Source organism: Mycetohabitans sp. B46, from assembly GCF_037389205.1.
Taxonomy (GTDB): Bacteria; Pseudomonadota; Gammaproteobacteria; order Burkholderiales; family Burkholderiaceae; genus Mycetohabitans.
This window is the reverse complement of the sequence record NZ_JADBGL010000006.1, coordinates 18,049-32,262: the sequence shown is the minus strand read 5'-3', so window position 1 is coordinate 32,262 and position 14,214 is coordinate 18,049. Positions and strand designations below refer to the sequence as shown.

Annotated in this window: 13 protein-coding genes; 2 read left to right on the top strand and 11 right to left on the bottom strand. The window is 63.7% G+C overall.

The window, feature by feature from the left end; genetic code table 11:
- Positions 1-9: 9 nt before the first annotated feature.
- The 6 genes from trpC to rpe form a co-directional block, all read right to left on the bottom strand.
- A complete protein-coding gene (trpC, locus tag IHE30_RS07990; protein WP_337689835.1) occupies positions 10-801 on the bottom strand; it encodes an indole-3-glycerol phosphate synthase TrpC in 792 nt (263 codons plus the stop codon).
- 18 nt (positions 802-819) lie between these two features.
- Complete coding sequence (gene trpD / locus IHE30_RS07985; protein WP_337689834.1) at positions 820-1,851, bottom strand: anthranilate phosphoribosyltransferase; 1,032 nt, start codon at positions 1,849-1,851, stop codon at positions 820-822.
- Positions 1,852-1,919: 68 nt separating this feature from the next.
- Positions 1,920-2,507, bottom strand: a complete 588-nt coding sequence (locus IHE30_RS07980; RefSeq protein ID WP_337689833.1) for an anthranilate synthase component II — start codon at positions 2,505-2,507, stop codon at positions 1,920-1,922.
- A gap of 579 nt (positions 2,508-3,086) precedes the next feature.
- Positions 3,087-4,592 (bottom strand): anthranilate synthase component I, encoded by a 1,506-nt coding sequence (gene trpE / locus IHE30_RS07975; protein WP_337689832.1) that lies wholly within the window; start codon positions 4,590-4,592, stop codon positions 3,087-3,089.
- A 325-nt stretch (positions 4,593-4,917) separates the two neighbouring features.
- On the bottom strand, positions 4,918-5,658 hold the full coding sequence (gene gph / locus IHE30_RS07970) for a phosphoglycolate phosphatase (RefSeq protein WP_337689831.1): 741 nt from the start codon (positions 5,656-5,658) through the stop codon (positions 4,918-4,920).
- 7 nt (positions 5,659-5,665) lie between these two features.
- Positions 5,666-6,337, bottom strand: a complete 672-nt coding sequence (rpe, locus tag IHE30_RS07965; RefSeq protein WP_337689830.1) for a ribulose-phosphate 3-epimerase — start codon at positions 6,335-6,337, stop codon at positions 5,666-5,668.
- Between the two features lie 349 nt (positions 6,338-6,686).
- On the opposite strand from rpe, the gene apaG reads away from it, so the two are divergent.
- Positions 6,687-7,061, top strand: a complete 375-nt coding sequence (gene apaG / locus IHE30_RS07960) for a Co2+/Mg2+ efflux protein ApaG (protein ID WP_337689829.1) — start codon at positions 6,687-6,689, stop codon at positions 7,059-7,061.
- A gap of 199 nt (positions 7,062-7,260) precedes the next feature.
- Positions 7,261-8,496: a murein transglycosylase A gene (mltA, locus tag IHE30_RS07955; protein WP_337689828.1), complete on the top strand. Its 1,236-nt coding sequence runs from the start codon at positions 7,261-7,263 to the stop codon at positions 8,494-8,496.
- Positions 8,497-8,571: 75 nt separating this feature from the next.
- On the opposite strand, the gene paaK is transcribed toward mltA, so the two are convergent.
- The 5 genes from paaK to paaN form a co-directional block, all read right to left on the bottom strand.
- On the bottom strand, positions 8,572-9,873 hold the full coding sequence (paaK, locus tag IHE30_RS07950) for a phenylacetate--CoA ligase PaaK (RefSeq protein WP_337689827.1): 1,302 nt from the start codon (positions 9,871-9,873) through the stop codon (positions 8,572-8,574).
- 47 nt (positions 9,874-9,920) lie between these two features.
- Positions 9,921-10,391 carry a hydroxyphenylacetyl-CoA thioesterase PaaI gene (paaI, locus tag IHE30_RS07945; RefSeq protein WP_337689826.1) on the bottom strand — a complete coding sequence of 157 codons (471 nt, stop codon included), beginning with the start codon at positions 10,389-10,391 and terminating at the stop codon, positions 9,921-9,923.
- Between the two features lies 1 nt (position 10,392).
- On the bottom strand, positions 10,393-11,184 hold the full coding sequence (gene paaG, locus IHE30_RS07940; RefSeq protein WP_337689825.1) for a 2-(1,2-epoxy-1,2-dihydrophenyl)acetyl-CoA isomerase PaaG: 792 nt from the start codon (positions 11,182-11,184) through the stop codon (positions 10,393-10,395).
- A gap of 46 nt (positions 11,185-11,230) precedes the next feature.
- Positions 11,231-12,433 (bottom strand): 3-oxoadipyl-CoA thiolase, encoded by a 1,203-nt coding sequence (gene pcaF / locus IHE30_RS07935; protein ID WP_337689824.1) that lies wholly within the window; start codon positions 12,431-12,433, stop codon positions 11,231-11,233.
- A 71-nt stretch (positions 12,434-12,504) separates the two neighbouring features.
- Positions 12,505-14,184, bottom strand: a complete 1,680-nt coding sequence (paaN, locus tag IHE30_RS07930) for a phenylacetic acid degradation protein PaaN (RefSeq protein ID WP_337689823.1) — start codon at positions 14,182-14,184, stop codon at positions 12,505-12,507.
- Positions 14,185-14,214 lie beyond the last annotated feature (30 nt).

Genomic DNA, 14,214 nt, shown 5'->3' with positions numbered 1-14,214 from the left:
ATGCTGCGGTCAGAAAAACATATCGGCGAGCGCGGCACCGGGGCGGTCCGCGCGCATGAACGCCTCGCCGACCAGGAAGGTATGCACGCCGGCTGCGCGCATCCGGTCCACGTCGTCGCGCGTCAGGATACCCGACTCGGTGACCACGATACGTTCGTCGGGAATGCTGCTGAGGAGCCCAAGCGTGGTGTCTAGCGTGACGGCGAACGTGCGCAGGTTGCGGTTGTTGACGCCAATCAGCGGTGTCTTCAGCGTCAGCGCCACGTCCAGCTCATCCGCGTTGTGCACTTCCACCAGCACCGCGAGCCCCAGCGAATGCGCGTACGCTTCCAACTCGCGCATCTGCGCCGGCTCCAGCGCGGCGGCGATCAGCAGGATGCAGTCCGCACCCATCGCACGCGCCTCCAGCACCTGGTACGGGTCGATGATGAAGTCTTTGCGTAGCACAGGCAGCGTGCACGCGTCGCGAGCCTGCTGGAGGTCGCGCGCGCTGCCCTGGAAAAATTGCACGTCCGTGAGTACCGACAAGCATGCAGCGCCGTGCTGTGCGTACGAGCGAGCGATGTCGGCCGGCACGAAGGCTTCGCGCAACACGCCCTTGGAGGGGCTGGCCTTTTTTACCTCGGCGATGATCGCCGGCTGTTCGAGCGCGTGCTTGGCACGCAACGCAGCAACGAAGTCACGCAGGTCGCCGTGCCGCGCGTCGGCGCTCAGTTGCAACGCTGCCAGGGGCGCACTCGTCTGCGCGGCACGAATCTCATCGCGCTTGATGGCAATGATGCGATCGAGAATATCAGTCATGGTGGTGCTCTGCTTGGCTCAATGACTCAACTGCTGCGTGAAACGGACCAGTTCATCGACCTTCGCACGGGCAGCCCCACTGGCGATTGCCTCACGCGCTTGCCGGATCCCGTCGCCGATCGAGGTGACGACGTTGGCCGCGTACAGCGCGGTACCGGCATTGAACGCGACGATCTCGCGGGCGACGCCCGGCGTATTGTCCAGTGCGCTGAGCAGCATCGTTTTCGATTCGTCTGCATTGGCGACCTTTAGGGCGCGATTCGACACCATTTGCAGGCCAAAGTCCTCGGGATGGATCTCGTATTCGTGCACCTGGCCATCGCGCAACTCGCCGACCCGCGTCGCCGCGCCGAGCGATACCTCGTCCATCCCGTCGCGCCCGTAGACGACCAGCACGTGGCTTGCGCCCAGCCGTTGCATCACCCGGACCTGGATGCCGACCAGATCCTCGTGGAACACGCCCTGCAATTGGTTCGGCGCCCCAGCTGGATTAGTCAAGGGTCCCAGTATATTGAAGATCGTGCGTACCCCCATTTCGCGGCGGATCGGCGCGACGTTCTTCATCGCCGGATGATGGTTCGGCGCGAACATGAACCCCATGCCGGTCGCCTCGATAGACTGCGCCACCTGCTCCGGTGTTAGGTTGATATTGACGCCGAGTGCTTCGAGCACGTCGGCGCTGCCGGACTTGGACGACACGCCGCGATTGCCGTGCTTGGCGACCTTTGCGCCGGCGGCGGCGGTCACGAACATCGTCGCCGTGGAGATATTGAACGTGTGCGAGCCGTCGCCGCCGGTGCCCACGATGTCGACAAAGTGCCGGTTGTCGGCTACCTGCACGTGGTGGGCGAACTCGCGCATGACGGTTGCCGCCGCGGCGATCTCTCCGACCGTTTCCTTCTTCACGCGCAGCCCGGTGATGATGGCGGCCGCCATGACCGGCGACATTTCTCCGCGCATGATCATCCGCATCAAGTGCAGCATCTCGTCATGGAAGATCTCGCGGTGCTCGATGGTCCGCTGCAGCGCTTCTTGGGGGGTGATGGGCATCGGGTCCTCCGTGCGGGTCAGGCCAGTGAGCGAGGGTGACAGGGGCGTCACGCCAGTATGGGACGCGTTCATCGGGTGAGTGTCGCAGTGCGGCTTTGCGCGATGAAATTTTCAAGCAGCGCATGGCCATGCTCGGACAGGATCGATTCCGGGTGGAACTGCACGCCCTCGATCGGTAGCGTTTTATGGCGCACGCCCATGATTTCGCCATCGTCGGTCCATGCGCAGACCTCCAGGCAGTCGGGCAGCGTGTCGCGCTCGATGGCCAGCGAGTGGTACCGCGTGACCTTGAAGCGGTGTGGCAGATCGGCGAAGACCCCCCGCCGATCGGTCTCGATTTCGCTGACCTTGCCATGCATGATCGTCTTGGCTCGCACGATGCGGCCGCCGAACGCCTCGCCGATCGCCTGGTGTCCCAAGCATATGCCGAGCATCGGGATGCGGCCGGCGAAGCGTTGAATGACCGCGAGCGTCACGCCGGCGTGCTGCGGATTACTCGGTCCGGGCGACAGGCAGATATGCTGCGGGTCCAGCGCGGCGATCTCGTCGCAGGTGATCTCGTCATTGCGGTAGGTCCGCACCTGCTCGCCCAACTCGCCGAAGTACTGGACGAGGTTGTAAGTGAACGAGTCATAGTTATCGATCATCAGCAGCATACGGCACCCAATGGACTGATATTGAACGAAAATTCGACACGCTGAGGCCGCTGACCCGCGGACCCGCGCGGTGCGGCCCGGCGTGGGATCGCCGCAGGCGCCCGACGCAAACGGGAGAAAACATGAACACAGGCGTGCAGCGGGCGGGCGTTGCTCACGCCAGCGGCTGTGCGAGCGACAACAGGGACGACGGAGCCCGCATCGAGCGGTTCGGGCGTGTTGGTGACGGCTGAATCTGTCAACGGCATCGGCAATCTCCTTGAACTTGGAGCCGCCGTACCGTAGCACTATCAGGGTTGCAAACCTGCCACCGGATACGGCGGCAAGGTGCGGTGGGTGAACCACGACGACGTGCCGCTTCCTAGTGGAAGCGCCACCACTGGGCTGTGCGGGTCAACGTGGTTCGAAACATCGGTTACGCTGGCTGAAATAGCGGCCCGGCGCGCTGGCCGGGTTGGTCGGGCTCATTGTAGCGTTTCGTGCGCGGGCCTGTCGACCCAAATGACACAGTACGGCGCCGACAACGCGCTCAATCTGCTTTGCGGCGGGCACGCGTCGCTCAATGGGAGAGCCGCCCTGTCAGAACTGCGCATCCAGGCCGTCCTGCACGTGCTCGGCGGCGCGCAATACTGCACGCGCTTTGTTCTCAGTCTCTTGCCATTCCGTTTCAGGCACCGAATCGGCGACGATGCCGGCGGCTGCCTGCGTGTACAAGTTGCCGCCGTGGATCACGCCGGTGCGGATCGTGATCGCCAGATCCATCTCGCCGGAAAATGACAGGTAGCCGACCGCGCCGCCGTACAGGCCGCGCTTGACCGGCTCGAGTTCATCGATCAACTCCAGCGCGCGGACCTTCGGGGCGCCGGACAGCGTGCCGGCTGGGAACGTGGCGCGCAGCACATCGAAGGGTGTCATGCCGGGCTTGAGCTTGCCCTCGACCGAACTGACGATGTGCTGCACGTGCGAGTATTTTTCGATCACCATCTTGTCGGTGACCACCACGGAGCCCGTTTGCGCGATGCGGCCGACGTCATTGCGCGCGAGATCGATCAGCATCACATGCTCGGCGATCTCCTTCGGGTCGTTCAGCAGCTCCGTCGCCAACTGCGCGTCGCGCTCCGGCGTATTGCCGCGCGTGCGCGTGCCGGCCAGCGGCCGGATCGTCACGATCTGCTCGCCGCCACGCGCTTCTTGCCGCACCAGGATCTCAGGCGACGCGCCGACCACGTGGAAGTCATCGAAGTTGTAGAAATACATGTACGGCGACGGGTTCAGCGAGCGCAGCGCACGATACAGCGATAGGGGATTGTCGCGAAACGGTTTCGTCATCCGCTGTCCCACTTGCACCTGCATCAATTCGCCGGCGGCGATGTATTCCTTGGCCTTGCGCACTGCGGCCAGATAGTCATCCTTGGCGAACTCGCGATAGGTATCGGTGCGCACCGTTGGCGACGTGACCGGAGGCTGAGCCGGGCTGCGCAACCGGTTGCGCAATTCGCGCAGCCGCTGCTTGGCGCGCGTGTACGCTTCCGGGGCACCCGGATCGGCGTAGACGATCAGGTAGAGCTTGCCGGCCAGGTTGTCGATCACCGCCACTTCTTCGGTCAACAGCAGTTGGATGTCCGGCAGGCCCAGATCGTCCTTCGGCGTTGAATGCGCGAGCTTCTTCTCGATGAAGCGCACCGCGTCGTAGCCGAAGTAGCCCGCCAGGCCGCCGCAGAAACGGGGCATGCCAGGCCGGAGCGCAATTTTGAAGCGCGCCTGGAACTGCGCGATGAATGCAAGCGGATCGCCTACGTGCGTTTCGATGACCTGGCCGTCGCGCACCACTTCGGTGATGCCGGTGCCGTCGGCTTGCCGCGTGCGCAACAAGGTGCGGGCGGGCAGGCCGATGAATGAATAGCGGCCGAAGCGTTCGCCGCCGACCACCGACTCGAGCAGGAACGAATTTGCGCCTCCTCGTTCGGGTTGAGCGAGCTTTAGATACAGCGACAGCGGCGTATCGAGGTCGGCGAGCGCCTCGGCAATCAGCGCAATGCGGTTGTAGCCTTCGTTGGCAAGGGACTGGAATTCGATCTCGGTCATGTTGGCAAGTCCTGTTGGCGCGCCGTGCACGGCGCGGCATGCATGGAGCCGATGTCGCGGCCCGGCCGCAGCGTAGGTGCCGAAGCCGACGTACTGGGACGCGGCGGCGCTACACGGCGCGTATCGCGGACACAGCCGCGATACTAGGGGCGACGACGAAAACAAAAACGGGAGAAATCGGAAACCCGGCAAGCAGCGGGCTTCGGCGCGGGATCGCGCTCAGGCGTGCCAGCGGCGCCAGGGCCAGGCTCCCCGGTCGATATTGCCAAGACTGCGTTTTCTGTTCAGAAACATGACGATGGTAGCGAATACCCTGGGATGGATGCTACTGCGCGGCGTGCGGTGTCGTTACCCGACGGGCCGCCTCCAGCAGCGAGCCCACTATACCATCCGAGTCGATCAATTGTACAGGTTGGCCATGGTTGTAGCCGTATGGCACGGTCAATGTCGCGAGCCCGGCGGCGCGCGCGGCGCGCGCGTCGTTTTCTGAGTCGCCAATCGCGACCGCCCGCGCGGGCGGCACACCGAGCGCGTCGCACGCGGCCAGCATCGGTAACGGGTCCGGCTTTTTCCGTGGCAGGCTGTCGCCGCCAAGTACCACCTCGAAATATGGCCGCAGCCCATACTGCTCGAGCAACTCGAGCGCAAATCGAAGCGGTTTGTTGGTCACGCATGCAAGCTTGATCCGCGCAGCCCCGAATGCGTCCAGCCCGCGGATCACATCCAGATAGAGCCGCGCGTGGCGGCCATTGGCCCCCGCGTATGCTCGTTGGTATCCAGCCAGTGCCACGTCGAACCGTTGCTCGGCCTCGGCTGGCGGCAGGCGTGCCGACAGCACGCTGTGCACGAGGTGCTCGGAGCCCTTGCCGACGTAGGCGACGACTTCGGCTTGGTTGATCGGCGGCAAGCCTAGCTCGCCGAGCACCGCGTTGAGCGCTGCCGTAAAATCACCGGCGGTATCGACCATCGTGCCATCCAAATCGACGATTGCGGCCTCGATCGGTCCAATGGTGGGCGCACCGCGACGAGCGTCGTCGGCGACCGGTGTCAGGCTCGTGTCGGTCATCGCGCGTTCACCGCCCGAGTGCGGCGCGCATCTGGCTAATCACCTGTCGGTAGTCGGGCTGCCCGAAAATCGCCGAACCCGCGACAAACGTGTCGGCGCCGGCGGCCGCGATCTGTGCGATGTTGTCGGCCTTCACGCCGCCGTCCACCTCCAAGTGAATTTCGCGACCCGTCTGCGCTGTATATGCGTCGATGCGTCGCCGCACTTCGCGCAGCTTGTTCAGTGCCTCGGGAATAAACGACTGTCCGCCAAAGCCGGGATTCACCGACATAATCAACACCAGGTCGATGCGGTCCATCACATGGTCCAGGTAGTTCAACGACGTGGCGGGATTGAATACCAGTCCCGCCTTGCAACCGTGGTCCCGGATTAGCGACAGGGTGCGATCGATATGGTCGGACGCCTCCGGATGGAAGCTGATTATGTTCGCGCCCGCTTTCGCGAAGTCCGGCACGAGGCGGTCCACCGGACGGACCATCAAATGCACGTCGATCGGCACATTCACGTGCGGGCGGATTGCTTCGCAGACCATGGGGCCAATCGTCAAGTTGGGCACGTAATGGTTGTCCATCACGTCGAAGTGGATCCAGTCGGCGCCGGCGGCGACCACATTGCGCACTTCTTCGCCGAGGCGGGCGAAGTCGGCGGAAAGAATGCTTGGGGCGATGCGAAAAGTCATCTTGAAACTCGTTGGCGGGCGCTGAATGGCAGGCAAAGCGTTATTCTAGCGTGCCGGCACGACCCCAGCTGAGGCGCGGCGCCCTGATGCCCGCGCCGACGTGTCAGCAGATCGCGTCACGCTAGCGACGTCACGTCGGTTAGGTCAGGCCAGCCACGCCGGGTCAACTGCGTCGGATCGACTACGTCGGGTCAACTACGTCCGGTCGGCCACATCGGGTCAGCCGCCATATCGCATTGCAGGTTGCGACACGCAGGCGCATCAACGAAAATGCGATGCGCAGGCGCCTGTTTACCCGCGCCACGGGTAAGCGCGCGCCCGTATTGCGCGACCTTTAACGGAATCCAGGATGAGTCAGTACGAATTGAGCGTCTCGGCACAGGCGGCCTATCTGCCGGACCAGTCCGACCCAGCGCGCCAGCAATATGCGTTCGCCTACACGTTGACGATACGCAACACGGGACAGGTCGCCTCGCAGTTGATTGCGCGCCATTGGATCATCACCGACAGCGACGCGAAAGTGCAAGAGGTCAAAGGGCTCGGGGTCGTCGGGCATCAGCCGTTGTTACAGCCGGGCGAGCAATTCGAATATACGAGTTGGGCGGTCATTGCGACGCCGGTGGGCACGATGCGCGGCGAGTACTTTTGCGTGGCCGAGGACGCGACGCGCTTCGAGGTGCCGGTAGCGGAATTCGCGTTGTGCATGCCACGCACGCTGCATTGAGCGCGCACACCGGCGGCGCGGCGCCGCGAGCGCTCCGGCGCGGATCGCTGCGGCGGCTGGCCGGCGCAGCGCCGCAGGGCGTCAATCACGCTTGCGCGGCGAGCGGCGCACGTACCATACGATGTACGCGACCCATCCAATCGGCAGCAGTATTTCAATCGTGGGCAGTAGCCACGGGCAAGCGGTGAAGAATTCGGACATGGCGGCTTGGGAGACGAGCGAGCATTTTAACGGTTGCTCGCATGGTAACGGTGGCGCACGTGGCAGCGGGCCAACGCAGGTGGCCGCAAGGGAGCGGCATGCGGCCGGCGTGTGGCGCTGGGGCCGCGCCGCGGCGCTGGTCGCGACGATCGTCACGGCGGCGCTGCTTGCGTCATGCGGTGGCGACGGGGCGGTGCGGCCCCAGCGCCACACGCCGGCCAGTGCTGCGCCGAGCCAGCAGGCGCTGGCCGATGCGCGGCTCACGCCGGTCAGTTGGCAGCAGGTGCCCGGTTGGCAGGAGGATAGCCTGATCGGTGCCACCGCTGCGCTGCGGCAGAACTGTGCGCGCATGAGCAGCCTGGCGAACTGGCAGCGCGCCTGTGTTGCGGCGCAGCAACTGGATGATCTTGACGTGGCCGCCGCACGCACGTTTTTCGAGACGTACTTCACGCCGTTTGTGCTGGCCAATAGCGACGGCACGCTCGACGGTCTTGTCACCGGCTACTACGAGCCGATGTTGCACGGGTCCCGGTACCGGCGGGCGCCGTATCTGTACCCGTTGTATCGCTGGCCGAGGGCAGCCCGCCCGGGCGCCGCGTTGCCGCCGCGTGCGCAGCTAATGCGCTCCGGCATGCTGGCCGGCAACGAGCTTGTCTACGTGGATGATCCGATCGAGGCGTTTTTCCTGCAAGTGCAAGGCTCCGGCCGGGTATTGCTTGACGACGGCACGGTGATGCGGGTCGGTTACAGCGGCACCAACAATCAGCCGTATCGTTCTATTGGCCGTTGGTTAATCGATCGTGGCGAGCTTTCACCGGCGCAGGCGACGATGCAGGGAATCAAGGCATGGGCCCGGGCGAACCGGTTGCGCGTGGATGCCCTGCTGGATGTGAATCCGCGCTTCGTGTTCTTCAAGGAAGTGCCGTCCAGCGAAGGCGTGCCCAGCGGCGGAGCCGACGGACCGGTCGGTGCATTGGGGGTGCCGCTCACGCCCGAGCGCTCGATCGCAGTCGACCCGACGTCGATCCCGCTCGGCACGCCGGTATTCCTGCAGACCACCCGGCCATTGTCGAATCAGCCGATGAACCGGCTGGTGTTCGCGCAGGACGTGGGCAGCGCAATCAAAGGCGGCGTGCGGGCCGACTACTTTTGGGGACTGGGCGATGACGCGGGCGATCTGGCTGGCCGGATGAAGCAGGGCGGCCGGATGTGGCTGCTGCTGCCCAACAGCTGAGCAGCCGGATGTGGCTGCTGCTCAACAGTTGAGCGGCCGTGTTGCGCGTGGCCGCCATCGGCTCAGGCTTCAGGCTTACACACGGCGTTTGTCCACGACGCGGCGCGCCTTGCCCACTGAGCGCTCGATGCTGTTCACTGGCAAGACGACGGTTTGCGCCGTGACGCCGACCAGCGCCTTGACATCGTATGCCAGGCTCGTGCGTGCCGCTTCGACTGCGCGTGTGTCCAGCGCCGATTCCGGACAGGGCTCGACATGGATCGTCATCACGTCGAGCGGGCCTTCCTTGGTCAGCACGATCTGGTAATGAGGGGCAAGCACGGTGGGGTGCTTGAGCAACAGCTCCTCGATTTGCGACGGAAACACATTCACGCCTCGGATGATCATCATGTCATCGCAGCGGCCGGTGATCTTTTCCATGCGCCGCATCGCGCGCGCAGTGCCGGGCAGCAGCCGGCTCAGATCACGGGTGCGATAGCGGATGATCGGCAAAGCCTCTTTGGTCAGCGAGGTGAACACTAGCTCGCCCAATACGCCTTCAGGCAGTACCTCGCCAGTGTCCGGGTCGATGATTTCCGGATAGAAGTGGTCTTCCCAGATCGTCGGGCCGTCCTTAGTTTCCGCGTATTCGGAGGCGACGCCAGGACCGATGATCTCTGACAGCCCATAGATGTCCACCGCGTCGATGCCCATGCGTTTCTCGATCGCCGCGCGCATGTCGTTGGTCCACGGCTCCGCGCCGAAGATGCCGATGCGCAACGACGATTCGGCCGGATTCAAATCGCGTCGCTCGAGTTCATCGGCGATCGATAGCATGTAGCTTGGCGTGACCATGATGATGTCAGGTCGAAAGTCATGGATCAGCTGGACCTGCTTCTCGGTCTGCCCGCCGCCGAACGGGATCACGGTTAGGCCCGCGCGCTCCGCGCCGTAGTGCGCGCCCAGCCCACCGGTAAAGAGCCCGTAGCCGTAGCTGATATGGACCTTGTCGCCGCGCCGCGCCCCTGCCGCGCGGATAGAGCGCGCCATGAGGTTGGCCCACATGTCGATGTCGTTGGCCGTGTAGCCGACCACGGTCGGTTTGCCGGTGGTACCGGACGAAGCATGGATGCGCGAGACCTGGTCCATCGGTACGGCGAACATGCCGAACGGATAGTTATCGCGAAAGTCCTGCTTCGTCGTGAACGGAAAGCGAGACAGGCCCGCCAGCGTCTTCAAGTCGTCAGGATGCACGGCCGCCTCATCGAATTTGCGCCGGTAGACCGGTGAATGCGCATACGCGTGCTCCAGAGTTTTTTTCAGCCGGTCAAGCTGCAGGGCTTGTAGTTCGTCGCGGCTGGCCTTTTCAATCGGCTCCAGCGGCAGCGTGGTGCTCATCGAGATTCTCCTTATTGTTGTGTTTGTCCCGTAGCTTGTAGCGGGTGTCAATCGTTCGATCGAATGACGTTTCCTTTAATGTGTGCCGACTTGCCGCGAAACATCGCGACCGGTTCGCCGGCGTGATTTGTCACACGGATGTCGTAGAGGCCGGTGCGCCCAGATCGCACCTGTTCTACGGCTTCCGCGGTCAGCGCGTCGCCGCGGTGCACCGGTCTCAGGTATTCGATCGTGCATCCGGCTGCCACCGTATTCACGTTATAAGTGTTGCACGCAAATGCGAATGCCGAATCGGCAAGCGTGAAGATCAACCCACCGTGGCAGATATCGTGGCCGTTTAGAAATTCGGCGCGTACTTGCATCGTCGCGCGCGCATAGCCGGGCCGAACTTCCACTATCTGAATGCCGAGCCAGCGGGTGCACGCATCGTTCTCGTACATTTCCGCGGCACAGTGGCGCGCGAGCCGCTCGGCTTGCACCATGCCGGGTTCGGCGTCGGTGCGGGAAGAACGGTCCATATCAATGTCCTTCAAAGCGGGGTTGACGTTTCTCGATAAATGCGCGCACGCCTTCCGCATAGTCGTGCGACGCGCCAAGCTTGCGCTGCAGGTCGCGCTCAAGATCCAGTTGTCCATCCAAATCCAGCGTTGCACCGCTGCGGATGGCCTGCCGGGTCGCGACGATTGCGGCGGTGGGCTGCTGCGCGAGTTCCGCGGCGAGCTTGTGCGCTTGGGGCAGAAGGGCCGCATCGTCGATGACGCGCCAGATCAGACCCCACGCTTCGGCCTTCTCTGCGCTGAGCTTCTCGCCAGTGAGCGACAGTCCCAGCGCGCGAGCGATACCGATTCGTCGTGGCAGCGTCCACGTGCCGCCAGTGTCCGGTACCAGCCCGATCTTCACGAAAGCCTGGATGAAGCGGCTTGAACGCGCGGCAAGTGTGATGTCGCATGCCAACGCTAGGTTTGCGCCGGCGCCTGCTGCCGTGCCGTTGACCGCTGCGGTCACCGGTAGCGGCAGCTGCTGCAGCCGTCGCACGAGTGCATTAAAGTTTTGATCAATTAGCTCGCCCAGGTCGGTTTCATGGCCGGGCGTGAAGTCGAGGTCCGCGAGGTCCTGGCCCGCGCAAAATGCCTTTCCTGCGCCTGTCAATATCAGCGCCCGGGCACCCGCGCGCTGCACTTCATCCAGTGCCGCGCGCAACTCGGCGTGCATCGCGCGGGTGAAACTGTTGAGCTTGTCCGGTCGGTTCAGCGTAATGGTTGCAACGTGAGCGGCTGCGTCGATGTCGAGCAGAATTGACGTGTAAGTCATGGGAGCTCCCTCCTGCCTAGGCAAAATGGAATGCGCGAGGCCGACTTCAGACGCGCTCGATGGCCAATGCAATGCCCTGTCCGACTCCAATGCACATCGTGCACAATGCATAGCGGCCGCCGTTGCGGTGCAACTGGTACATTGCGGCCGTGACCAGCCGCGCGCCGGAGGCGCCGAGCGGGTGGCCGAGCGCGATCGCTCCGCCGTTCGAGTTCACGCGCGGGTCGTCGTCGTCGATGCCCAGCAGCCGCAGCACGGCCAGACTTTGTGCAGCGAATGCTTCGTTTAACTCGATGACGTCGAACTGCTCGAGCGTCATGTCCAATTGCTGCAGCAGCTTGCGCGTCGCGGGCGCTGGTCCGATGCCCATCACGCGTGGCTCGACTCCCGCCGCTGCCATGCTGAGCACGCGCGCCTTCGGCGTTAGCCCGTGCGCGCGTGCGGCTGCTTCGCTGGCGATCAGCAGCGCACATGCGCCATCGTTGATGCCGGACGCATTGCCGGCTGTGACGGTACCGTCTGGGCGTACCACACCGCCGAGCTTGGCCAGTGCGTCCATCGACGTTTCGCGCGGATGCTCGTCGTGCTGCACCACGATCGCATCGCCGTTGCGGGTGGGCACGGTGACTGGCACGATCTCGGCCGCCAGCACGCCGTCACGCTGCGCGCGGGCGGCCTTTTGCTGGCTGCGTAACGCGAATGCATCCTGGTCGACACGACTCACGTTATAGTCGGCCGCGACGTTTTCGGCGGTCTCCGGCATCGAATCGATGCCGTACTGCTGTTTCATCAGCCGGTTCACGAAACGCCAACCAATCGTCGTATCGAAGACTTCGGCCTGGCGCGAGAACGCGGTGCTGGCCTTGCCCATCACGAACGGCGCACGTGTCATGCTCTCAACACCGCCGGCCAGCATCAGCGACGCGTCACCTGCGCGGATCGCCCGCGCCGCGGTGCCGATCGCATCCATGCCTGAGCCGCATAGCCGGTTCACCGTGGCGCCCGGCACGTCAACGGGCAGGCCGGCGAGCAGCGCGGCCATCCGGGCGACGTTGCGGTTGTCTTCACCGGCTTGATTCGCGCAACCGTAGATCACGTCGTCCACCGCCGCCCAATCCATTGACGGATAACGCTCGAGCAGCGCCTTGATCGGGATCGCGCCAAGGTCGTCTGTGCGAACGTTTTTTAGCGCGCCGCCATAGCGGCCAAACGGCGTACGGATTGCATCACAAATAAAAACGTCGGTCATGGTGCCAGTCGCCTGCGCTTGTCGAGTATCGTCGTTTTCGTCAGTGTGAAGCAATGCCGAGGTGGCGCCGGTTAGCCGCGCGGTGCCACGTGCGCGCGGCTTTGCACGACGCGGAAGCGGTTCGCCACGAACGCGGCGTCGGTCAGCGTCGCATTGGCCGCTGGGTTAGCACCGGTACCATGGAAGTCTGAGAACGCCGCGGATTGGTTCACAAACACGCCGCCAGTCAAGTTCAGTGACAGCGCGACGCCGCCTTCGATCGCCGCTTCGTGCGCGGCTTGCTGCACTGCTTCATCACTGCTGTACACAGATAGCGTCAGCGCGCCGTGCTGCGCGGCAATCGAGCCGGCTAGCGCCAGCGATTGCGCGGTGGAATCCGTCGCGATGACGAACGCGATCGGGCCGAACCATTCCTGCGTGAACCGGTTTTGGTCGGTGGCCGCATCCAGCTTGATCAGCAGCGGCGTGTGCACTCGTGCATGCTCGAACACGGGATGCACGAGCGGTTGGCTGTCCAATAGTACGGTACCGAGCCCGCGCGCCCGTTCGATGCGCTGCACTACGGCGTCGTTTTGGATGGCGCCGATCAATTCGACCGCCTTGACTGAGTCCGATGTCAGTTTCTGGACGGCCTCGGCGATTGCTTGGCCGACTCCGTCGAAGCTAAGCGTGCCGTCGGCGGTGCGGATGCCGCCGCGCGGCACATAAATGTTTTGTGGCGCGGTACACATCTGGCCTGAGTACAGTGCTAGCGAGAATGCGATATTGCGTGCGGCCGCCTGGATGTCGTCAACCGAGTCGATGACAATCTGGTTTACGCCCGCCTTCTCGGTATACACATGGGCCTGGGTTGCGTTGCGCTCGAGCCAATTGCCGTTGTGCGTGCTGCCCGTGAAATCGATCAGTCGGACATCGGGGCGCGTGGCGAGCTGCTGCACGAGCGTGCCGTCATCCGGATCCGTTGCCAACAGCGTAACGACGTTTGGATCGAAGCCGGCCTCGCGCAGCACGTCGCGCGCGATACGCACGGTGATCGCCAGCGGCAGGATCGCGCCAGGATGTGGTTTGACGACCACCGCGTTGCCGGTCGCAAGATCGGCAAACAGTCCCGGATAACTGTTCCATGTCGGAAAGGTACAACAGCCAAGCACCAGGCCGATGCCGCGCGGCACGATCGTAAAGTGCTTTTCCATTGCCAGTGGCGGATTCTTGCCTTGGGGCTTTTCCCAGTAAGCTTGGGCCGGGATGCGCCGCAATTGGTCCCATGCATATGCGATGGCCTCGAGCGCGCGGTCCTGTGCATGCGGCCCGCCGGCCTGGAACGCCATCATGAATGCCTGCCCGGTCGTATGCATCACGCTGTAGGCGATCTCGAAGCTTGCCCGGTTCAGCCGCTGCAGGATCTCCAGGCTCACGCCAATCCACGCGTCGCGGCCCGCGCGCTGCCATGGTTGCTGGGCGCGCGCCACGGCAGCGAACAGTCGGTCCGGATCGGCCTTCGGATAGCGCACGCCCAAAGCGAAGCCGAATGGCGAGTGCTCCTGGCCTACCAGGCCATGACTGGGTTGATCCAAATCGAACGTTTGGTTCAAAAGCGCTTTGAACGATTGTTCACCGTCCGCGCTCGCCGTTTCCCCGTACACCTTGGGGCTGGGCATCTCGGGAAACGGACTCCAGTAGCCGCGCGTTTCCTGTGCCTGAAGTGCCTGTGTCAACGTCGATTCATGTTTCGCAAACAATGGATGTGTCATGGCGGGTAGTCGGAAAAATGAGGCGGAGAG